At 36.2% G+C, this 22,785-nt stretch carries 19 protein-coding genes; 6 read left to right on the forward strand and 13 right to left on the reverse strand.

What is annotated here, in order from left to right:
* Window positions 1-11: 11 nt before the first annotated feature.
* Window positions 12-1,613 carry an ABC transporter substrate-binding protein gene (locus WBF63_RS03370; protein WP_424368284.1) on the reverse strand — a complete coding sequence of 534 codons (1,602 nt, stop codon included), beginning with the start codon at window positions 1,611-1,613 and terminating at the stop codon, window positions 12-14.
* Between the two features lie 143 nt (window positions 1,614-1,756).
* Here WBF63_RS03370 and WBF63_RS03375 point away from each other — a divergent pair, with 143 nt between their 5' ends.
* Entirely contained in the window at window positions 1,757-2,740 is a 984-nt protein-coding gene (locus WBF63_RS03375; protein WP_424368285.1) for a YpdA family putative bacillithiol disulfide reductase, read from the forward strand.
* A 48-nt stretch (window positions 2,741-2,788) separates the two neighbouring features.
* Here the strand turns inward: WBF63_RS03375 and WBF63_RS03380 are convergent, their stop codons facing one another.
* Together WBF63_RS03380 and WBF63_RS03385 are read right to left on the reverse strand one after the other, a co-directional pair.
* A complete protein-coding gene (locus WBF63_RS03380; RefSeq protein ID WP_424368286.1) occupies window positions 2,789-3,127 on the reverse strand; it encodes a hypothetical protein in 339 nt (112 codons plus the stop codon).
* A 78-nt stretch (window positions 3,128-3,205) separates the two neighbouring features.
* The gene (locus WBF63_RS03385; RefSeq protein ID WP_424368287.1) at window positions 3,206-4,159 is read right to left on the reverse strand and encodes an isopenicillin N synthase family dioxygenase; all 954 of its coding nucleotides are present in this window, start codon (window positions 4,157-4,159) and stop codon (window positions 3,206-3,208) included.
* A gap of 173 nt (window positions 4,160-4,332) precedes the next feature.
* Here WBF63_RS03385 and WBF63_RS03390 point away from each other — a divergent pair, with 173 nt between their 5' ends.
* Window positions 4,333-5,559 (forward strand): isocitrate dehydrogenase (NADP(+)), encoded by a 1,227-nt coding sequence (locus WBF63_RS03390; protein WP_424368288.1) that lies wholly within the window; start codon window positions 4,333-4,335, stop codon window positions 5,557-5,559.
* Window positions 5,560-5,627: 68 nt separating this feature from the next.
* Here WBF63_RS03390 and WBF63_RS03395 read toward each other — a convergent pair whose 3' ends face one another.
* Window positions 5,628-6,482 (reverse strand): hypothetical protein, encoded by an 855-nt coding sequence (locus tag WBF63_RS03395; protein ID WP_424368289.1) that lies wholly within the window; start codon window positions 6,480-6,482, stop codon window positions 5,628-5,630.
* 140 nt (window positions 6,483-6,622) lie between these two features.
* Between WBF63_RS03395 and WBF63_RS03400 the strand changes: the two genes are divergently transcribed.
* On the forward strand, window positions 6,623-7,717 hold the full coding sequence (locus WBF63_RS03400) for a DUF3810 domain-containing protein (RefSeq protein ID WP_424368290.1): 1,095 nt from the start codon (window positions 6,623-6,625) through the stop codon (window positions 7,715-7,717).
* On the opposite strand, the gene WBF63_RS03405 is transcribed toward WBF63_RS03400, so the two are convergent.
* Genes WBF63_RS03405 through hemW form a run of 5 tightly spaced genes read right to left on the reverse strand, consistent with a single transcriptional unit; the run spans window position 7,709 to window position 12,743 of the window.
* Window positions 7,709-8,635, reverse strand: coding sequence for a hypothetical protein (locus WBF63_RS03405; RefSeq protein ID WP_424368291.1), 927 nt, complete (start codon window positions 8,633-8,635; stop codon window positions 7,709-7,711). The two genes, WBF63_RS03400 and WBF63_RS03405, sit on opposite strands and share 9 nt — an antisense overlap.
* A gap of 51 nt (window positions 8,636-8,686) precedes the next feature.
* The gene (gene rocD / locus WBF63_RS03410) at window positions 8,687-9,922 is read right to left on the reverse strand and encodes an ornithine--oxo-acid transaminase (protein WP_424368292.1); all 1,236 of its coding nucleotides are present in this window, start codon (window positions 9,920-9,922) and stop codon (window positions 8,687-8,689) included.
* Between the two features lie 53 nt (window positions 9,923-9,975).
* Window positions 9,976-10,770 carry a glutamate racemase gene (murI, locus tag WBF63_RS03415; protein WP_424368293.1) on the reverse strand — a complete coding sequence of 265 codons (795 nt, stop codon included), beginning with the start codon at window positions 10,768-10,770 and terminating at the stop codon, window positions 9,976-9,978.
* A 13-nt stretch (window positions 10,771-10,783) separates the two neighbouring features.
* The gene (locus tag WBF63_RS03420) at window positions 10,784-11,596 is read right to left on the reverse strand and encodes an alpha/beta hydrolase (RefSeq protein ID WP_424368294.1); all 813 of its coding nucleotides are present in this window, start codon (window positions 11,594-11,596) and stop codon (window positions 10,784-10,786) included.
* Window positions 11,597-11,615: 19 nt separating this feature from the next.
* On the reverse strand, window positions 11,616-12,743 hold the full coding sequence (gene hemW, locus WBF63_RS03425) for a radical SAM family heme chaperone HemW (RefSeq protein ID WP_424368295.1): 1,128 nt from the start codon (window positions 12,741-12,743) through the stop codon (window positions 11,616-11,618).
* Between the two features lie 103 nt (window positions 12,744-12,846).
* On the opposite strand from hemW, the gene WBF63_RS03430 reads away from it, so the two are divergent.
* Window positions 12,847-15,009: a S46 family peptidase gene (locus tag WBF63_RS03430; protein ID WP_424368296.1), complete on the forward strand. Its 2,163-nt coding sequence runs from the start codon at window positions 12,847-12,849 to the stop codon at window positions 15,007-15,009.
* Window positions 15,010-15,059: 50 nt separating this feature from the next.
* Here WBF63_RS03430 and WBF63_RS03435 read toward each other — a convergent pair whose 3' ends face one another.
* The 4 genes from WBF63_RS03435 to aspS all read right to left on the reverse strand — a co-directional run bounded on the left by WBF63_RS03435 (window position 15,060) and on the right by aspS (window position 21,172).
* Window positions 15,060-16,529 (reverse strand): hypothetical protein, encoded by a 1,470-nt coding sequence (locus WBF63_RS03435; protein ID WP_424368297.1) that lies wholly within the window; start codon window positions 16,527-16,529, stop codon window positions 15,060-15,062.
* Window positions 16,530-16,908: 379 nt separating this feature from the next.
* A complete protein-coding gene (gene hppD, locus WBF63_RS03440) occupies window positions 16,909-18,069 on the reverse strand; it encodes a 4-hydroxyphenylpyruvate dioxygenase (protein WP_424368298.1) in 1,161 nt (386 codons plus the stop codon).
* A 258-nt stretch (window positions 18,070-18,327) separates the two neighbouring features.
* Complete coding sequence (locus tag WBF63_RS03445) at window positions 18,328-19,407, reverse strand: glycosyltransferase (protein ID WP_424368299.1); 1,080 nt, start codon at window positions 19,405-19,407, stop codon at window positions 18,328-18,330.
* 13 nt (window positions 19,408-19,420) lie between these two features.
* Window positions 19,421-21,172: an aspartate--tRNA ligase gene (gene aspS / locus WBF63_RS03450; protein ID WP_424368300.1), complete on the reverse strand. Its 1,752-nt coding sequence runs from the start codon at window positions 21,170-21,172 to the stop codon at window positions 19,421-19,423.
* Between the two features lie 149 nt (window positions 21,173-21,321).
* Between aspS and WBF63_RS03455 the strand changes: the two genes are divergently transcribed.
* Window positions 21,322-21,693: a hypothetical protein gene (locus WBF63_RS03455; RefSeq protein ID WP_424368301.1), complete on the forward strand. Its 372-nt coding sequence runs from the start codon at window positions 21,322-21,324 to the stop codon at window positions 21,691-21,693.
* A gap of 56 nt (window positions 21,694-21,749) precedes the next feature.
* Window positions 21,750-22,757 carry a TQO small subunit DoxD gene (locus tag WBF63_RS03460; protein ID WP_424368302.1) on the forward strand — a complete coding sequence of 336 codons (1,008 nt, stop codon included), beginning with the start codon at window positions 21,750-21,752 and terminating at the stop codon, window positions 22,755-22,757.
* Window positions 22,758-22,785 lie beyond the last annotated feature (28 nt).

Below are 22,785 nucleotides of genomic sequence, written 5' to 3' on the forward strand. Positions count from 1 at the left end.
TAAAGAATACTTTAATTATTTGTTTTATAAACCCTTGTTAAATCCAATAATTTGACAGGACTCATGGAGAATCCTTTTATATTTTTTTGTATAAAAATACTGGTCTGATCATAAAATAAAGGCACTATTGGTGCTGATTTCATCATCAGACTATCCATTTCTCTGTATATTTTTTCACGTTTTTTATCATCGCTTACGTTAAACGAATTCAGATATAACTGATCAAATCTTTCATTTTTATAATGCGAATAATTGGGTCCTTCCGGTGCGAAATTTTTACTATAATACAGCGAAAGGAAATTTTCAGCATCGGGATAATCGGCACCCCAATTGGCTCTAAAAAACTGAAATTTCCCTGTTGATTTGCCATCACGCATCGTCGGGCCGGGCACCACGTTTATTTCAATATTCAAGCCAATCTTGGCCATTTGCGCCTGAATATATTCGCAAATATCGGCATATTCCTGAACCGTTGTCAGTTGAATAATCGGAAGCTTTCCTTTTTCATTTTGATAAGTTCTGATTAATTCGCGTGCTTTCTGTGGCTGATAATCGTATCCGGCATTTTCGCTGAATCCGGGAAGTCCTTTTGGGATGAATCCGCCTTCGGCAGCAGTCGCCATTCCGTTCATCATATATTTGACCATTTTGGGTTTGTCAATCCCATAATTAATGGCCTGACGCAGTTTTTCATCAACCGGATTTCCGTCGTCAAGATAAAAACACAAATAAACCGTACTCAGATAATCGTATTTGTGAAGATCGAGAATATCATCGTATTTGGGATTAAGCCCACCAAGCGGTGTAAGAATTTCATTTTTATAAGAAGGATCCAAATCCGCCATCATATCAAGATTTCCCTGAATTAATTGTAAGAATTCGCTGTGTTTTTCTGGCAGAAATGTCATAGAAACCGCTTCCAGATAGGGTAAAGAATTGCCCTTTTCATCTTTTTCAAAATAAAGAGGATTTTTTCTAAGCACTAATTTTATGTTGTCTTCCCAAAGTTGATATTGAAAAGGACCTGTTCCAATCGGATTTTTTCTAAATTCGTCTTGTCCGTTCTGGAACATTTCTTCGGGAACTACTGAACAATATTTCATACTCAATAATCCGAGAAAAGGAGGAAAGGGCTCTTTTAATCGAATTTGAAATAGGGAATCATTTAAAGCTTTGAAGTTTTCTACATTATTCAAAACCCAACTTCCTGCGCCACCAACTTTTGGATCAGTCAGCCTTTTGAAACTGTATTCAAAATCGGAAGCGACTACAGTTCGCGTTGAATCTTTGCCGAAAACCGGATGTTTATGAAAATAAACATCATTTCGAAGTGTGAATGTATAAGTTTTTCCATCCTCCGAGATTTTCCAACTTTTGGCAATATCGGGAACGATTTCCAGGCTATCATTCAACTTTACGAGACTGTTGTACATCAGATTACAAACCCAATTATTGGCTTGGGTTCGGGCAAAAGTCGGATCAAGTGACGAAATATTGTCGTAACGATTCAGCCTGAAAATTTTTGAATCGTCGGCTTGATTGTGCTCCGAACAAGAAGTGAGAATTACACTCAGAACCAAAAAAAGAAAAATGCTTATCCCGTTTCCTTTCATTTGGCTAAAATAGGGCTAATTTCAGAAGTTTGAAATATCATAAGTCAAGATTAAATTAAGCTTTTAGTAAGTTTTAAAGATTAAAATTTTCAATCTGAGTTAAAATCATTTTCTGAATCACCGAAAGTTTTTAAATTGGCGGTATGCAAAATCCATACGACGTTGTGATAATAGGGGCCGGCCCCATCGGGATGGCTTGTGCGATTGAAGCAAAGCGCAAAAACCTGAATTATCTGGTGATTGAAAAAGGTGCTTTGGTCAATAGTCTTTACAATTATCCATTGTATATGACTTTCTTTTCAACTTCCGAAAGACTGGAAATCGGTGAGGTACCTTTTACGAGTATTTCGTTTAAACCGGGACGACAAGATGCGCTGGAATATTACCGAAGAGTTCAACAGCATTTCGGGTTGAATATTCATTTGTATGAAGAAGTTTTAAGTATTGAATCAAAAAATGAATTGAAATTCGTAAAAACCAATCAATCAGAATATTATTCAAAAAATATAATCATTGCAACCGGATTTTATGATTTACCTATTTTACTAAATATTCCGGGAGAAGATTTACCAAAAGTTTCGCATTATTACAAAGAAGCGCATCCATACGCAGGTCAGAAAATCGTTGTTGTCGGAGCCAATAATTCTTCGGTGGATGCTGCGTTGGAATGTTGGCGAAAGGGTGCGGAAGTAACTATGGTCATTCGGAAAGGAGAAATTCACGAACGGGTAAAATATTGGGTAAAACCTGACATCGAAAATCGGATTTCGGAAGGAAGTATCAAAGCTTATTTTTATTCGAATTTGAAAGAAATCAAGGAGAATTCTGTCAAAATTTCAACGGCTGAAGGCGAATTGGAAATTGAAAATGATTTTGTGTTAGCTTTGACAGGTTATCGTCCGAATTTTGAATTTCTCCAATCCTGCGGGATTGAATTATCAGACGACGGTTTATTTATTCCAAATTATAATCCGGAAACGATGGAATCCAATGTGAAAGGAATCTATCTGGCAGGCGTAGTTTGCGGCGGAATGGAAACCCACAAATGGTTCATTGAGAATTCAAGGGTTCACGCGGGGATGATTTTGTCGAGTATTTTGGATAAAGAGATAGAAAATAGAGGATAGAAAATAGACTTCTTTCATTTAAAAACCTTGTCAAGGTTGGAAATTAAATTATTTTATAGCATCAGCAGAATAATAATGTCCAAAAGTATATAGACTATCATTTGGCACATCATAATTTACCAAATCTTCATCGCTTGTAATAACGATTTCAAAGCGATTATTTTCAAATTGCCCAATTGCTCCCAAACCTCGTTCTGATTTATCTTTAACGGTAATTCCTTTGGGTAAATAAATAAAAGAGCTGTCTCCTTTAAAAATTCCAACTTTTACATCGGTTTTAAGCACTCCTAGTTTACCGGACGGCGAATTCATCTGATTAAATAAAAAAAGTATAATAAAAACTATATTTAAAAAGATGGAAATTCCAAACAACCATTTGTATTTCATAAGTTTTCTTTTTATTTAAAAACCTTGTCAAGGTTATCATCGTGATGAATATTAACCTTGACAAGGTTATGGAATAAATCATTTAATCAACCCAATTTCTCTCAAACGCTGCGTCAGAAACTCTCCGGCAGTGATATCCTCAAATTGTTTGGGATTATTTTCATCGACACAATTTTCCAATACCGACAAATCCATTTCACTTACGGGATGCATAAAGAATGGAATGGAAAATCTTGGTTTTCCCCATTCTTCCCGCGGTGGATTCACGACCTGATGTATCGTCGATTTCAGTTTATTGTTAGTATGTCGGGAAAGCATATCGCCTACGTTGATGACGAGTTCGTCGGGTTCGGCAATGGCATCCACCCAACCGCCGTCTTTGCGTAAAACTTGCAATCCGCCAGCAGAAGCACCCATCAGAAGCGTAATCAAATTGATATCGCCGTGTGCGCCCGCCCGGACGGCTCCTTTTGGTTCTTCTTTGATGGGCGGATAATGGATGGCACGCAAAATAGAATTCCCTTTTTCCACTTTTTTGTCGAAATAAAATTCGTCTAAACCTAAATACAAAGCCAAAGCCCGAAGCACGTAAATCCCCGTTCTTTCCAATTGCTGATAGGCTTCTTTTCCGGCCGAATTGAATTCGGGAACTTGCACTACTTCGATATTGTCCGGGTAATCAAACTTGTCTTTGTCTTCTTCGTCTAAATATTGTCCAAAATGCCAAAATTCTTTCAAATCGCCTTCCGGTTTATCTTTTGCATGTTCCTTCCCGAATGAAGTATAGCCGCGTTGGCCGCCAATTCCTTCAATTTCATACAATTCTTTGGTTTCCGTTGGGAGTGCAAAAAATTCTTTCACATTGGAATATAATTTTTCAACCAATTCATCGGAAAGAAAATGCCCTTTCAAAGCGACAAATCCGATGTCTTCATACGCTTTACCGATTTCGTTTACGAATTTTTGTTTTCTTTCGGGGTCGTCAGAGATGAAATCATTCAGATCCACCGAAGGTATTCCGTTTTGTTTCATGGTGATAATTTTAAACTAAATTTAAAAATACGTGAATTTTATTAATAATTCTTCATTAATACCGAAAATCAGTCAAGAATCATTTAAAAGGATTTTTTGGAACTGAAGTAAATTCTTATTTTTGTGGACTTTAGAATTCGGAATTAAATTAATTTGAAAATACGATTTACATAATGGAAAAAATTAAAGTAGTAAATCCCGTTGTGGATTTGGATGGAGACGAAATGACGCGCATCATTTGGCAATTTATCAAAGACAAATTGATTTTGCCCTATTTGGATATCGACATTAAATATTATGATTTGGGAATGGAAAACCGCGATGCAACCAATGATCAAGTGACCATTGACGCGGCTGAAGCCATCAAAAAATACAATGTCGGAATCAAATGTGCGACCATCACACCGGACGAAGCCAGAGTAGAGGAGTTCGGACTGAAAAAAATGTGGAAATCTCCAAACGGAACCATCCGAAACATCGTGGGAGGAACTGTTTTCCGTGAACCTATCATCATGAAAAACGTTCCGCGTTACGTTCAGGGTTGGACGCAGCCGATTGTAATCGGGCGTCATGCTTTCGGTGACCAATACAAAGCAACCGATACGGTAATCAAAGGAAAAGGTAAATTCACTATGACTTTTACGCCAGAAGGTGGAGGAGAGTCACAAACTTGGGAAGTTTATGATTTCCAAGGAGATGGTGTGGCAATGTCGATGTACAATACCGACGAGTCGATTTACGGATTTGCACATTCCTCTTTCCAAATGGCTTTGACCAAAAAATGGCCTTTGTATCTTTCTACAAAAAATACCATTTTGAAAGCTTATGACGGACGTTTCAAAGATATTTTCCAGGAAGTTTACGAAGAGCATTACAAAGCGAAGTTCGAAGAAATGGGAATTACTTACGAACATCGTTTGATTGACGATATGGTGGCAGCTGCCATGAAATGGAACGGAGGATTTGTTTGGGCTTGTAAAAATTATGACGGTGACGTTCAGTCCGATACTGTTGCACAAGGATTTGGTTCATTGGGATTGATGACTTCTGTTTTGGTAACGCCTGACGGAAAAACCGTAGAAGCGGAAGCGGCTCACGGAACTGTAACAAGACATTATCGTCAACATCAACAAGGAAAAGAAACTTCTACCAATCCGATTGCTTCTATTTTTGCTTGGACCAGAGGTTTGGCGCACAGAGGAAAGTTAGATGAAAATCAGCCATTGATTGATTTTTCACATAAACTGGAAGAAGTTTGTATTGAAACCGTGGAAAGCGGAAAAATGACCAAAGACCTTGCAATGTTGGTTCATGGAGATAAAATGACTTCAGACGATTACCTGACAACTCAAGAATTCTTGAATGCGTTGGATGAAGGTTTGAAAGCGAAATTAGCTTAAGAATTATTATATATAAAGAAAACCCGCTCAGTGAGCGGGTTTTTTTATTAAGAGTGGTTAACTAAATATTATTCAGTTATTGTAATTGAATTGTCGAAGGCTTTTACATCTTTCACTTCAAACTCTTGCGTCTGAGGGTTTTGTTCGCCTAATAAAATGTACGGATAATAAGTTCCGGCAGCCGGATTTGTTTCAGATGCCCACAAAGTTACATAAGCTTGACCTGTTTTTGTTTCGCCAGCTGCAATTGGATTAACGTCAATGGCAGAATAAACATTTCCAACAAATTCTGGATTATTTACATCAAAAGGTTTTTGAGCTAAATAAACCATCAAACGCAAATTGTTTGAAGTAGCTTCCCCTTTATTACTCAGGGTTCCGCCTGTTAAAACGATTTCTCTTTTGGCAAGATCCAAATCAAATTTCCAAGCTCCATCAAATCCTACTGTTCTTTGAAATCCTGAATTTTCAACTTTTGAAGTTGCTGTATACACCTCAGTGGTGTCCCTAACCACAATTTCTTTTCCCTGTTCTAGTGCCTGAATAGCCTCCGTTTTTTCAGCAGCTACTTCCTTTTCTTCAATAGCGGTCGCAGCATTTTCAACAGCTACTTCTGCCGGATTTAAAGGTGCTTCGGGATTTGTTTTACCTTTTTTATCTTTTTTTACCTTCGCTTCTTTTACTTTTTTACCCTCCTTTACTGTATTAGCCTTTGCTGCTTTTACAGGGTCTGATTTAACCTGAATTTCCTTTCCTTCTTCAACAGCTTGAATAGCTTCTGACTTTTCTGCAGCTACTTCTTTTTCTTCAACTGCAGTCGCAGCATTTTCTTTTTTCACTTGCTTCGGATCCAATTGTGTTTCTTGGGCATTTCCATAGAATAAGAAACCGGCAAATGCTGCTATAAAAAATACTCGTTTCATAATTTTGTTTTTATTTTTATAATTTTTCAACAGTGCCAAAAAACAAATCCTATTCCAAGAGTTCTTAAAAATATGTTAAAATGAAATATCTGATTGTTTAAAAGAGTTTATATGAGAGCATTTAAGTTAGATTTGTGAAGATGTTTTTTAAGAAATTAAACGGTATTTTTTTATCTTTTTTGGGTCTTATCTTTTCGATTCTATTGATAAGAGTTATTTCTGTATTTACCTCATTTCCAGATAATTTATATCCTTATATCCAATCATTTTTCTCCCGAATTTTATTCGGAATTAGCAATAAAATTCCATTTTCCTTGGGAGATGTTTTTTATTCTGGATTGGGACTCTTCATAATTTTATTTTTAATCTGTATTTTTTTTATAATCCGAAGAAAGAACTGGAATGTGTTGAAGAAAATGACAGCCAGAATGATTTGGTTCGTTGTGGTTTTTTATTGGATTTTCCATTTAGTATGGGGATTTAATTATTATAAAAAACCAATCAAAGACGATTATAACATTCAAAATATTTCTTTAGACGAATTAAAAAATCTTGCTGAAATGTATTTCAACCGAAGTATTGAATTAAGGAAATTAGTGAGTGAAGATGAGAAAGGCGTTTTTAAAATTGAATTAGGGTGTAATTATTTGATACAGGAAATTCAAAATTCGGCAGAAAAAATCAAAGCAAAATATCCTGAAATTAGATTTATAAATTCAACACCACCAAATCTTAAAAAATCATTATACAGTACGCCGTTTAGTTATATGGGTGTGGCAGGTTATTATGTTCCTTTTACTACTGAAGCTCAGTACAATTCAAATATGCCAGATACGAAACTTCTTTTCACACAACTTCATGAAACGGCTCACCAATGGGGATTTGCTCCGGAAAATGAAGCGAATTTCGTGGGGTTTCTTTTGGGAAAGGAGAGTGGGCACGCAGATTTGAATTATGCAAGTAATTATCGAGCTATGCGAAGTATTCTGAACAGAATATTGCTTGAAGACCCTGTTTATGTTCAGATTATGCTGATTCGTTATTCAGATGGTATGAAGAGAGATCGTAAATATGAAAGGGAAATCAATGAAAAATATGCCGGAAAGGGCGACGATGCTTTTTCTCTAATGAATGAAGCCTTCCTGAGAATTAACAATCAGGAAGGCTTGGAATCTTATAGTCGTTTTGTTGAACTTTTAGTTGGATTCAACCGCAAATATTCAAAATCAGAATGATATCGTGTCCAAAAATGCTCTTTTGGTTCTCACTACAGAATTACCATTTTCATCTTTAACAGACAAAGTCAAAAGGATGTGATAAGTCCCGTTTTGAGGTATTGTGGTCAGATTTGTTGTAATAGTTGTATCCACAAACTTTTTATAGCTTTCAATTTTATTGCTTAATTCAGCCGAAGCAATGTGTACAGCGTCAAAATTCGAAATAACCTGATTCTGAACATCTTTGGTAAGGAAAACATCAAGAACCACATTATTCAGATCGCGACTGGTTTTATTTGAAATATCACCGCCTATAACTTTTACCATAAAGTTTTTAAAATCGACTTCAACCTTCCATTCGTTTTCCAATGCAATAGAATTGTCTTCCTTTATATCCATTTGAAAAGAAGGATACAAATCTGGGGTTTTCATCACTTTTCCATCAGGAGTCAGAGGAATGTTTTTTACTGCAATTTTTGATCCATCAGATTCAACCACACTGTTTACTTTTTGATAAGTCAAAACTTTTCCGTTTTTGTCGGTAAGAATCAAAATTGCATCATAAAGTCCTGCAGGAGGAACTTCAGAAACTTCATTTTCAATGTTTACACCAACAAGACTTGATTTCTTTGCAACATCCTTAAATGGAACTTTTGTTACATGAAAACCTTTAATGGCACCGGCGGTTTGTTTCAATTTTTGAGGAACTAAGTATAATTCTAAATTGATGTTTCTCACATTCTTATTAGACTCGTTCTTAATGTTTCCATTGTAAATCAATACAGAATTGTTCTCAATTTTTGTAATCCAGTTTGTAGATAAAACCAACTGGCTTTCATTGATTTCGTTTGTTGTATAATTTACAGATTGTAGTTCCTGAGCAAAAACACCGGAAACACAAAAAACAAACATCGTTGTTAAAAAGATTTTTTTCATAATTACTATAGGTTAGTTTTCAGTTAATACTTTAGTTTGTAAAAATATTCATTATTTTCTAAACATCATAAAAGTTCGGTTCAAAACTTCAATGGCTGCGTATAAATCTTCTTCTGAAATGACCAAAGGCGGTGCAAATCTAATTATGTTTCCATGTGTAGGCTTAGCAAGCAAGCCATTGTTCATCAATTCTACACACAAATCCCAGGCAGTAGAACTTTCTGGTGAATCATTAATCAAAACTGCATTCAATAAACCTTTTCCTCTTACTGACTTCAGGAAAGGATACTTCGGAATCATTTTTTCAATTTCGGACCGGAAAATTCTCCCGAGGTTTTCTGCTTTTTCAGCCAGATTTTCATCGATAATAACTTGTAAAGCTTCAACTGCAACAGCACAAGCAAGCGGATTCCCGCCATATGTGGAACCGTGCTGCCCCGGTTTTATCACATCCATAATTTCGTCGTCTGCCAAAACAGCTGAAACCGGATAAACTCCTCCAGATAGTGCTTTCCCGAGAATCACAATATCGGGTTTCAGATTTTCGTGATCCACCGCAAGCATTTTTCCGGTTCGGGCAATTCCCGTCTGGATTTCGTCGGCAATGAATAAAACATTGTTTGCTTTACAGATTTCATAACAAACGGATAAATAACCTTCGTCAGGAACATTTACACCAGCCTCTCCCTGAATGGGTTCCACCAGAAATCCACAAATTTTGTCTTTGTCTTTTTCGATTGCAGAACGCAAAGATTCTACGTCATTATATTCTACCGAAATAAATCCAGTGGTATAAGGATTAAAGTTGTTTCGGGCATCATCATCATTCGAGAAAGAAATAATCGTAGTGGTTCTTCCGTGGAAATTCCCACTGCAAACCAAAATTTTCGCTTCACCGGACGGAATTCCTTTCTTTTCGTACCCCCATTTCCGAGCGATTTTGATGGCCGTTTCCACAGCTTCGGCTCCGGTATTCATCGGTAAAACTTTTTCGTATCCAAAAAGTTCTGTGATGTATTTCTCGTATTTTCCAAGTTCCGAATTGTAAAAAGCACGCGAAGTCAATGTGAGTTTCTGAGCTTGTTCTACAAGTGTTTTGATGATTCTCGGATGACTGTGACCTTGGTTTACTGCTGAATAAGCAGAAAGAAAATCGAAATATTTTCTTCCTTCAATGTCCCACACAAATGCACCTTCACCACGATCCAAAACGACCGGAAGCGGATGATAATTATGAGCACCGTACTGGTTTTCTAATGCGATTAATTCTTTGGATGTCAAACTCACTTGGATAAATTTTTCGCAAATGTAGGAAATTCGTTTAACTCCATAAATAGAGATTAAAGCCTTTTCAATTCCAGAACAATAGATTTTCCGAAAAACTGTTTGGCGAGTTTGGCAAAATTTTCTGTATAATCCGAAAAATAAAAATGATAATCAGGTTCTTCGGTAAAACCCATCAGATTATTTTTCTGCATTTGATGAATCAATTCATTGACTACAATTAACGGAGAATCAATGACTTTCACACGTCCCTGAAATGCTGCCTGAACTTCTTTTTCGATAAGCGGATAATGTGTGCAACCCAAAATGATGGTGTCGATGTTTTCAAATTTTTTATGAGCCAAATAGGTTTCGATTGTACTTTTTGAAATGGAAGTATTTTTGAACCCCTCTTCAATAATAGGAACCAAAAGCGGCGTTGCCATCTCGATGACTTTTAAGTGACGGTTGTATTTTTTGATGTATTTTTTATAAGCATGTGAATTGACGGTCGCTTTTGTGGCAATTACACCGATGTTCTGATTCAGTTCATAAGCAACTTTTTTTGCCACCGGCGAAATCACATCGATCACCAAAACATCTCCGGCAGCTTCTTTAATTTCTTCAAAAGAATTTGCAGTTGCGGTATTACAGGCTATCACAATGGCTTTGCAATCCTCTTTTACAAGAAATTTGGTGATTTTTTTACAAAACTTTGTGATGGTTTCTTTGGATTTATCTCCGTAGGGAAGGTGTTTGGTATCCCCAAAATAAATGATGTTTTCATTTGGTAATAATCGTTTGATTTCTTTTGCAACGGTTAATCCGCCTACCCCTGAGTCAAAAACCCCAATCGGCCTGTTGTCGTTCATTTAGCAAATGTATTTAAAAATTGGAACTTAATATAACCTTCGATTTTTCAATAAATTCAACATTTTCATTGATCCCATTGTGTCTTTGCCCTTTTAGTGTGATGTATTCATCTTTTTCTTTTAAATGTTCTTTAAGCTTCACAGCATCTTGATAAAAAATAGTTTGGTCTTTATCTCCGTGAAAAATATAAACGGGACAGTCTGTGTTATCGAGGTGAACATTGTTTTCAAATTTATATTTCAACAAAAAGGCAGGAACGAAAGGCATCCGTGTTTTGCTTATTTCAGTCAGATTATAATAGGGAGCTTGCAGAATTAATAATTTTGGTGAATTTTCACTGGCCAAATAAGATGCAACACCAGTTCCAATGGAGTAGCCGATTATTGCTATTTCATTTTCCGGGTAACTATTTTTTATAAAATCATATCCCAACTGAGCATCACTATAAAATTCTTGCTGACTACTAATTTTTCCACCACTTTTTCCAAATCCTCGGTAATCAATTACGAAAAAATCATATCCCAATTCCAAATACAATCCAGCTAAATCACCCCAGCCACTTAAATTCCCCGAATTTCCGTGCAGATAATAAATAACTCCCTTCGGATTATCGCTTTTAAAAAGTAACGCATTGATATTAATATCATCACTGGTTTTTAAATTGATTTCTTCAAAATTATCTTGAAAATGATAAACATAGTTTTGATCAAGTTTTGTAGGGAGAAAAATGAATTTCTCCTGATTGAAATAAATGAGAGTCAAACCAGCGATATAAATTCCTATAAGTACTAAAAATATTTTACTTAAAAGTTTAGTTTTTTTCAAATTCATAAAATTAAAAACATTAATCTACCCGAAACAAACTCGACGCAATTCCATCGGCCAGAAATTTTCCTTTTTCAGTCAATCTGAAATTTCTATCCTCTAAATAAACCGTTTCATTGTCTAGATGTATCCGGATTTCGCTTAAAAAATCCTCATAAAATTCTTGAGGAAATTTCGATTTAATTTCTTCCGAATTCAATCCTTCTTTCATTCTCAATCTAATCATAATCAATTCATTAAAACGGTCATTTTCATTTAAAACTTCAACTTCATTTGGCAATCGATTTTGAGCAATTTCTTTCAGATAAACCGAATTATTGGGAATGTTCCAGCTTCGGTTTTTTCCGTCATACGAATGGGCAGAAGGGCCAATACCCAAATAAGTTTTTCCTTTCCAATAGTTGGAATTATGCTGCGATAAAAATCCTTCTTTTCCAAAATTCGAAATTTCATAGTGAATGAAATCATTTGTCGTCAGCGTATCAACCAAGATTTGAAATTGCCTCGCTTGCTTTTCCTCATCAATTTCAGGAATTTTCTTGGTTTGAATTTGATAATCCAAAACAGTTTTCGGTTCCACCGTCAAAGCATAAGAAGAAATATGCAGAACCTTCAATTCCAGCGCAATTTCTAGATTTTTCTGCCAGATTTCATCGGTTGTACTCGGACTTCCGTAAATCAAATCAATTGTAATATTTTCAAATCCGAAATCCTGAGCCGTTTTTACAGAAAAAATGGCTTCATTGGCATTATGAGCACGGTTCATCAGCCTTAAATCTTCGTCAAAAAAAGATTGAATTCCAATGCTGAAACGGTTGATGGGCGTAGATTTCAGTTCTTTGATTTTCTCATAAGTCAGATCATCGGGATTGGCTTCCAAAGTAACTTCCGGATTGGAAATCACCGAATAATTTTTAAAAATACTTTCAAAAATCTGGTTGATTTCATTTAAATCGAGCAGGGAAGGAGTGCCACCACCAAAATAAATGGTTTCAACAGGCCCTAAAATTTCGCTTTTTCTCAATTCCAATTCGCTGCAAATGGCATTTACCATCTGCGATTTTAGTTTTAAATCGGTGGAAAAGTGAAAATTACAATAACTGCATTTTTGCTTACAGAAAGGGATGTGTAGATAAATTCCCGCCATTTGGCAAATGTAATTACAAAACCCTTATTTAAAGAAAAAAACTTAAGTTTGTAACGATTTCATTGGGAATTCAACAAATATTCAGATTAAAAATTAATAAAAAATGAAGAAACTAATCGTATTGATTGCGAGCGTTACGTTTCTTATTGCGCCTCTGCAAAAAGTAAAGGCCGATGAAGGAATGTGGTTTTTAATGTTCATCGACAAGAAAATCGATGATATGCAGAAAAAAGGTTTGAAATTAACTGCAGAAGAAATTTACAGTATCAACAACAGCAGTTTGAAAGATGCCATCGTTCAGTTTGGTGGCGGATGTACGGCTGAAATCATTTCTTCGACCGGTTTGGTTTTGACTAATCACCATTGTGGTTACGGACAAATTGCGGAATTATCAACGCCTGAAAACGATCATTTGACAAACGGATTCTGGGCAGCGGATTATTCGCAAGAATTAAAACCCAAAAACTTAAAAGTTCGGTTTTTTGTGAGAATGGATGACGTGTCCAAACGCATTTTGAGTCAGGTAAACGACAAAATGACCGAAGACGAGCGTATGGCAGCCATCAACCGTGAAATTGCAAAAATCGAACAGGAAAATAACGAAGGCGGAAAATACGTAGTTTCGGTTCGTTCTTTCTTTGAAGGGAACGAATATTATTATTTCGTATATCAGGATTTTCAGGATGTACGATTAGTGGGAACGCCTCCCGATATGGTTGGACGTTTTGGTGGAGATACCGACAACTGGGAATGGCCGCGTCATACCGGAGATTTTTCTTTGTTCCGCGTTTATACCGATAAAAACGGAAATCCTGCGGATTATTCGGCTGAGAATGTCCCGATGAAGCCCAAACACCATTTACCGATTAGTTTGAAAGGATACGAAGCAGGAGATTTTTCGATGATTCTAGGATATCCGGGAAGAACCAACCGTTGGATGCCGGCAGGCGGAGTAGAGCAAAACATCAATTTTGCTTATCCGGCTTGGGTGGAAGGTTCAAAACTGGGAATGGACGTTTTGAAAAAATATATGGACAATGAGCAAAAAGTCCGATTGGATTATGCTTCTAAATATGCAGGTTTGGCCAATTATTGGAAAAACCGTGGCGGAATGATCGAAGCTTTGAAACAACATAAAACAGTGGATTCAAAACGTAAAACCGAAGCAGATTTTCAAAAATGGGCCAATCAAAACCCAACTCGAAAAGCAAAATACGGTGATGTAGTTGAAATCATCAATAATTATTACAATAAAACCAATGAATCTGCAAGACACAATAATTATTTGATGACCATCCTTCGTTCCAGCACTTTTGCCGGACTTCCTGCAAATCTTGGAAATGCTTTGGAGCAATACGCCAATGAAAACGAAGCAAAAAGAGCGGAAATGCGTCCTGCAATTGAAGATATGATTAACAATGTTTTTGAAGGTGCGCATTTGGGATTGGAAGAAGAAGTTTTGGCAGCACAGTTGAATTTATATTACACAAAAGCTGCTAAAGGCGGTTTGGCTCCTTATGTGAAACAAATCGGTGAGCAATCCAAAGGAGATTTCAGAAATTATGTAAAAACAGCTTTCAACAACAGTATCTTTACAAAAAAAGAGGAATTGTTGAAGTATTTGGACAATCCGGTTGCCTCAAAAATCACTGATGATGAATTGTACAAATTATCAACGGATTTGATGACGCGTTACCGCGCTGAAACACCGGAAGACAAAGCTTTGAAAGATTCTTATTCCAAAGCATTCCGTTTGTTGGTAGAAGGTTTGAGAGAGTCCGGTTTGAGCCCGATTGAATATCCCGATGCGAATTCAACTTTGCGTCTGACTTATGGAAAAGTAGTCGATTTGCCACTGGGAAAAGGAAAAGTAAACGATGCAAAATACAATTATTATACAACGCTGAAAGGAACAATTGCCAAACACAAAGCAGGCGATCCCGAGTTTGACAATCCACCAAGATTGATCGATTTGTACAACAAAAAAGATTACGGTCAATATGCCGATAAAAACGGTGAATTGTGGGTGAATTTCCTTACCGATCACGATATCACAGGTGGAAATTCTGGTTCTCCGGTGTTGAACGGAAACGGAGAATTAATCGGTTTGGCTTTTGACGGAAACATCGAAGCAATGGCGGGTGACGTGATTTTTGATCCTGAATTGCAGCGAACAATTTCCGTTGACGCTCGCTATATTTTGTTTATTATTGACAAATACGCGGGAGCAAAACACATCATTGATGAATTGACTTTGGTAAAATAATTTCGAATTTATATTCAAACGAAAATCCCGTTTCTCAGGAAGCGGGATTTTTATTTTTCTGCATATTTCAACTTATAATCGACATAATTTAAATTTTCAATTTTGGATCGAAACCAAGAAGGGAAATCAAAATAAGAAAACAAAATCTGGTAATACCCCGAATCACCTGAAACTTCGATTCTATTCAGAATTTTTTCAAATATTTTAGCTCGGCTTTCATTATCGTACTTTTCAAAAGCTTTGCGCATCGGTTTCATGATTTCATCAAATATAGGATAATGCTCGGGATTACGATAAAAATGCATATAAGCCTTGTGGTAAGTGGTGTTGAATACTTCATAATCTTTGGATTCATAAGCCAATAAAACCCCAAACAAATAAAAAAACGAAAGGATTTCTTTGCGAAAAGATTTCGCATAGGATTTTTCATATTGGTATAAAAAATACAAACCTTTTTGCGGATAACCGGAAACATAGGCCGAAATCGAAATACTTCCGAGTAGTACGGGACGCCATTCCAATGCGCATTTCTCCAACCATTCATCCAGATGATTCTTGGATTCCAGATAAAGTTTTTTTACTTCATCGTAATTATATTCTTTGTGCGCTAAACGATTATCAATCAGGAAGATGATAATTTGTTGTTGTCCAGTGAAATAATCCGTCGAAAAGGAGATTTTTTTCAAAGTTGAGAGTAGTTCTGGTATTTCTTCTTTTCTATTAACCAGAAATAATAAATCGGAATAATATTTCAAAAATTGAAGCGTGAAATTTTCGTTGAAACGACAAAAAGATTTCCTACTTTCTTTCAAATATCCAAAACAACTCCGAGCCGAAAAATAAGCATCATTGAAGTTGTGTTGAAGAAAATGAATATAACTCTGAGCAGCATTGTACAAAATCTGGTATTCCTGATCGAAATATTTCATTTCACCAGAAAGGAATTTCAGATTTACAGCTAAATCTTTCAATAACTGATCATCTTTTTCATCTTTGAAATAAGATTTTTTCATCAAAAGCCTTGACTTTCTTTCGAGTTGTCTGATTCGGGTAAGCTTTTCATAACTATGCGAATGCTCCAGATAAAACTCGATGAAATCCGTGTATTCCTTTACTGAATTAAACTTTTCTTCCTCCAGGCTCAGGTGCCATCTTTCATGTAAAAGTAATTGTATGTGAGTCGCGAAGCCTTTTTGTAAACATTGTTTGTAAAGAGATTCCCATTTTTTTACCGCAAGTGAAATCATTTTTTTCTCCCGAAGTGATTTGATTAAAATTAACTCATATAAAATTTCTGCTTGTTCATCGTTTGATTGTCTGGAACTAACGATTGCCTCCAGTAATTTTTGAAGTAAAATATGTTTTAAATAAGTGATATTTTTAAAACCTATTTCCGTAATTTTTGTATCAATTATTTCGTCTTTCTTTTTTTTGTGCTTTTCAATTATTTCAAAAATTTGCATAAAACCAGTGTCAGACAAATGTTTTTGCTTGAAATACTGAACTTCTTGGTTGTTCATTTTTTTTATTAATTGAAATAAATGTTTCACATATTCAGAAAATTTAGGAGGAAAACTGATTTAAATTTACAAATTTTTAAGTCAATCTGAATAATTTTTTCTGCTTAAATACTGGGGTTTTTGCCGATCCCTTGTCCAACTCATTTTAATTTAAACTTAAAAACTATATTTTTTGTGAAAAAACCAAACTGAAATTTACTATAAATTTGAATTGAAAATAAAGCTGTGACCTTCTCTACTGAAAATATCCCCTAAGTATTCCGCGGAAACTCTGTGTTTCCGTGGGTATTTTTCTATCCTAAATCACCTTTCAATTTTTTACCAATAAAAAATTCCCGCCTTATCAGACGGGAATTTTTAAAATTATGATTTAATATTTTTAAAGTGTTCCTCTTTTTTCTTGCTCTCTTTCTATGGATTCAAACAAAGCTTTGAAGTTTCCGGCACCAAATCCGCGGGCACCCATTCTCTGAATTACCTCATAGAAAAGGGTAGGGCGGTCTTCAACCGGTTTGGTGAAAATTTGAAGCAAATAACCTTCTTCATCTGCATCAATCATGATTCCCAGTTTCTGTAATTCATTGATATCTTCTTTGAATTTGTGCATATGATCTTTCAAACGATCGGGAATTGCATCATAGTATGCTTGTGGTGGAACCGATAAAAATTCAACACCTCTTGCTTTCATTTCTGCAACTGTTTTGATGATGTCATCAGTTGAAAGTGCCAAATGCTGAACGCCCGGGCTTTCGTAAAACTCTAAATATTCTTCGATTTGAGATTTTTTGATTCCTTCAGCCGGCTCGTTGATCGGGAATTTGATACGTCCGTTTCCGTTGGCCATTACTTTTGACATGAGAGCCGAATATTCAGTTGTGATTTGTTTGTCATCAAACGAAAGGAAATTCACAAATCCCATGATATCTTCAAACCATTTCACCCAAACATCCATCTGGTTCCAACCTACATTTCCTACCATGTGGTCAATGAATTTTAAGCCTACAGGTTCAGGGTTATAGTCAGATTCCCATTTCACATAACCGGGCATGAAAAGTCCTTTATAATTTTTTCTTTCCGTAAACATAAAAACCGTTTCGCCATAACCATAAATTCCGGCTTGTACGATTTCCCCGTTTTCGTCCGAAGTCACTTTAGGCTCCATGAAAGAATTCGCACCGCGTTTGGTCGTTTCTTCATAGGATTTTCTGGCGTCCTCTACCCAAAGTGCAATGATTTTCACACCATCTCCATGTTTTTTCACGTGTTCTCCAATCGGTGAATCAGAGTTTAAAGCCGTTGTCAAAACCAAACGGATTTTATCCTGTTTCAATACATAAGAAGCACGATCTTTCAGTCCGGTTTCCAGTCCGGCATAGGCCTCTGATTGGAATCCAAATGCTGTTTTATAATAATGTGCAGATTGTTTTGCATTTCCTACGTAAAATTCTACATAATCCGTTCCCAAAAGAGGAAGGAAATCCTGAGCTCCTTCAAAAATCTTTTCCAAGCCGTATTCTACGCTTTTTAATTCTTGTGACATGATAATTTATTTTTTAATTTAAATGTGAACAATATAATTAACTAATTGATTTAGGTAAGTTGACAAAATCAATTAGACCACATCGCGCGATGTAAGACAGAAAGTAAAACCCGATTGTACATATCTCCCAAAGATACAAAACAAATAAGTAATGTTTTAAGTAATGTATAATGAATTATTGTATAATGTATTTTGATTATTTAATTAATTAATTATCAGGTAATTGAGGGTCGCTGAAATGCATAATACTCTATTCAATTAATCTGAATCTGAAAAATGTGAAGGAAATGCTTTCTCGGGTTTCATTTTAAAAATGTTGAGCAAAATCCAGGACTTCAAAAATCCGTAACCATAATTAAAGAATTGAACAGTTGTTGCTATGACTGATAAAAACCCAACTTTTAAATTTTTGGATTGAATCGAAGCTGTACAAAAAATTATAATTAAATATATAATTAGGGGAAAAAATGATAAAATACCTAATTGAAAATAAGAGTAATTAATCCAAGATGAACTGAAATTTAATGTATGAAGTTCAGGATAAATTAATCCATAAGAATATATCAAAAATGATGCAATGAAATATAGCAAAAACAAAGTCGGAAACCAATAAGTCAGCTTTCCGCTTCCCGGATGCCGTTGATTCAGAATCGGTCTTGCTACTCCAAACTGATAAACCTGTTTCGCGAATTTCTTCAAAGAAGTTCTTCGTTTATGAAAAACTTTTGCGTCAGGAAACAATCGGGTTTCAAAACCTTTTTCCCATAAAGTCATGCTCAAATCCGGGTCTTCGCCAATTCTTAAATTTCCAAATCCGCCCGTCGCCTCAAAAGCTGCTTTGGAAATCCCCATATTGAAACTTCTCGGCTGAAATTTTCCTATATGTTTTTTCCCACCACGAATTCCACCTGTTGTCAGAAAGGAAGTCATGGAAAATGAAATGGCTTTTTGCAAATCGGTGAAACTCTCATCCGCCGCATCCGGTCCGCCAAAAGCATCTACATAATTTTCAGTCAACTCTTTCCTTACGGTTTGAATGTAATTTTCAGGCGTAATCGTATCCGAGTCCAAAAAGATAAAATAATCCCCTGAAGCCTTCTGCATCCCGAAATTTCTTGATTTCGCAGGTCCCGAATTTTCTTTATAAAAGTAACGAATGTTTAATTCCGGTTTGAATTGGTTTGCAATTGCTTCCAAAGACTTAGGCGAACCATCATCCACAATCACTACCTCAAATTCGGAATCAGTTTGTTTCACCAAACTAGCCAATAATTCTTTGAGTTCATCTTGTCTTTGATAAACAGCGATGATGATTGATATTAGAATTGCATTTTCCAATCTCCACCTTTATTTATTTTCCTTTTAAACTGATTTCCAACTCATCCAATTGCGACTGATCAATCAGCGAAGGAGCATCAATCATCACGTCGCGTCCGGAATTATTTTTTGGGAAAGCAATATAATCACGGATGGTTTCGCTTCCGTCCAAAATCGAAACCAATCGGTCAAAACCAAAAGCAATTCCGCCATGAGGAGGCGCTCCGTATTGGAAAGCATTCATTAAAAAACCAAATTGTTCTTGTGCTTGTTCAGGTGTAAATCCTAAAAGTTCAAACATTTGAGATTGAAGTTCTTTGTCATAAATCCGAATGGAACCACCACCGATTTCGTTTCCGTTCAACACTAAATCATAAGCATTTGCGCGAATTTCTCCGGGATTTGTTTTCAATTTTGCAATATCTTCCGGTTTTGGTGACGTAAACGGATGGTGCATAGCATGCCAGCGATTGGTTTCTTCATCCCATTCCAGAAGCGGAAAATCCACAACCCAAAGCGGAGCGAATTCATTCGGCTTTCTGAGTTCCAGTCTTTCAGCGAGTTCCATGCGCAAAGCACTCAATTGTTTTCTGGTTTCGTTTGCTTTTCCGGCCATAATGATCATCAAATCACCTTTTTGGGCATTCATTCGTTGGGCAAAAGCTGCCAAATTTTCTTCTGTATAAAATTTATCGGCAGAGGATTTAAAAGTTCCGTCTTCATTTACCCGAACCCAAACAAAACCTCTTGCTCCGATTTGGGGTCTTTGCACCCATTCGAGCAATCGGTCAATGTCTTTTCGGGTATAAGAATTCAAAGTAGGAGCGGAGATACCGACCACCAATTCTTCTTTATCAAAAATATCAAATCCTTTTCCTTTGGCTAAATCATCCAATTCATGAAACTCCATTCCGAAACGGATATCCGGTTTGTCGTTCCCGTATTTCCGCATGGCTTCATCATAAGTCATTCGAGGGAATTTCTCCATTTCCAGATTATGAACCGATTTCAACAAATGTTTAGTCAAACCTTCAAAAATATGGAGAATGTCTTCTTGTTCCACAAATGCCATTTCGCAGTCGATTTGGGTAAATTCTGGCTGACGATCCGCACGCAAATCTTCATCACGGAAACATTTTACGATTTGGAAATATTTATCCAAACCACCGACCATCATCAATTGTTTGAAGGTTTGGGGCGATTGAGGCAAAGCATAAAATTGTCCCGGATTCATTCTCGATGGCACTACAAAATCACGTGCTCCTTCCGGAGTAGATTTGATCAAAACAGGTGTTTCTACTTCTATAAATTCTTTGTCGGAAAGATATTTGCGCACTTCCTGCGCAACTTTGTGACGGAAAATCAGTTTTTCTTTCACCGGATTTCTTCTGATGTCCAGATAACGATATTGCATTCTGAGTTCTTCACCGCCATCGGTTTTGTCTTCGATGGTGAAGGGTGGAAGTTTGGATTCGTTCAGGATTTCCAGTTTTTCAACCAGAATTTCGATTTCACCTGTTGGGATATTCGGGTTTTTGGAAGCGCGCTCAATCACAGTTCCCGTAGCCTGAATGACGAATTCACGACCCAGATTTCGGGCCGTTTCCAGCAAAGATTTGTCGGAACGTTCTTCATCAATGATTAATTGTGTAATTCCGTATCGGTCACGTAAATCAATCCATATCATAAATCCTTTATCGCGAATGACGGAAACCCATCCGCTCAAAGTTACTTTTTCATTTAAATGATTTAGGTTTAATTCCCCGCAAGTATGTGTTCTGAACATTTTTGAAAAATTTAACTGCAAAGGTAAGTTTAGAAATTAGAAGTTAGAAATTAGAAGTCAGAATTTTTCAGATTCTGGAATGAACGTTAAATTTTGTTGAGAAAGTCGCTAAGAATAACATTAATTTAATTAATTGTAATTTTGTCGGTATGACAAAAATAAAATCCCACATAAAATCATTTAGAAACTTCGGGTTGATGTGGTTTGTTTTATTTGCGTTAAGTCCTTGCACTGTCAAAGACGCGTTTTTTAGTTCAATAAACAGTGAATACGCTAAGCCGCTCAACAAATCCAGAACTACGGCTCCAACTACTTCTTGTTCATATGCACAAGTTAAAAGTTTGCAATCTTCGGTTGTAAAAGAATCAAAAAATAAACGAACTGAGCCTGAAGCGCTTATTGGTTGCGATTATTTAACTTTTAACACGGCTATAAATCATAGTGATTATTCTAATAAGTCTTCGGGCAATAGCCCTCCAAAATATATTTTATATAAACGTTTGAAAATTGCAATGGCTTAGAATTTTCACTTCTAACCTAAGCACATTATTTAATGTTTAATAAAATATAAAATTCAATGAAACAACATATTAACAGTGCAGTCAATAAGGCTGGACTTTTTACATTATCCTTAAGATGGGTCATCGGCTGGATCTATTTTTCTGCATTTTGGAGGCGGCTGATTTTAGACAACAAACTCATCCCGGAAGAAGCAGGATATATCGGCGAAAAATTCAATCACTTTCTTCCCAATGCTTTGGGCATAAAACCCATTATCGAATACCTCGTTTCCAATCCGGAAGCTCTACATGTTGCGATGATTTCTTTTACCGTTGTAGAGGCTATTGTCGGTTTGTTTATAATCTTAGGTCTTTTTACTCGGTTGATGAGTATTGGGATTTTCTCTTTGGCAATGGGAATTCTTTTGGGTTCCGGTTGGTTGGGGACGACTTGTTTGGACGAATGGCAGATTGGTGTGTTGGGGATAGCAAGTGGGTTCACCTTATTCCTCACAGGAAGCGGATCTTATTCATTGGATAATTTTCTGATGAATAAACCCTTTCGATTTACAGATAAAAAATGGTTTGCTTTTTTAGGTTCAGGCGAGCTTCCAATAAAGAATTTAGCTTCAAAAGTATTGGTAATGTCGGTATTCATTTTTGGATTGACTTTGTTTACCAATCAATATTTTCACGGTGGTGTGTTTGGTACGCTCCACAACAAATCGGTAAAACCAAAAGTTGAAATTTCAGATATTCAACAAGATGGTTCGCTACTTTCATTTCAATTATTCAGGGTTGAAGGAGCAGATGTTTACGGCTCATTTTTGATCGGAATACAGGTTTTGGACGAAAAAAATCAAGTCGTAAAGTCCATTGATCAAGAGGAATTGGCCTTATTTCCAAAAGAAAAAATCAACAATCATTATGTGGCGAAAATCAAACCCGGAAAACATAGTTTGATCTTACCACTTGGTGCCAAAGCCGACCTGACGATAGATTTGGAAAATATAGTACTCAAAGAAAATTACACTTTAAAACTAATTGATATCAGCGGTATAGAATGGACCGCCCAAATAAACTAAATTGTTATTATATAAAAGCTGTTGCAAA

The organism is Moheibacter sp. (assembly GCF_049672845.1).
Lineage (GTDB): Bacteria > Bacteroidota > Bacteroidia > Flavobacteriales > Weeksellaceae > Moheibacter.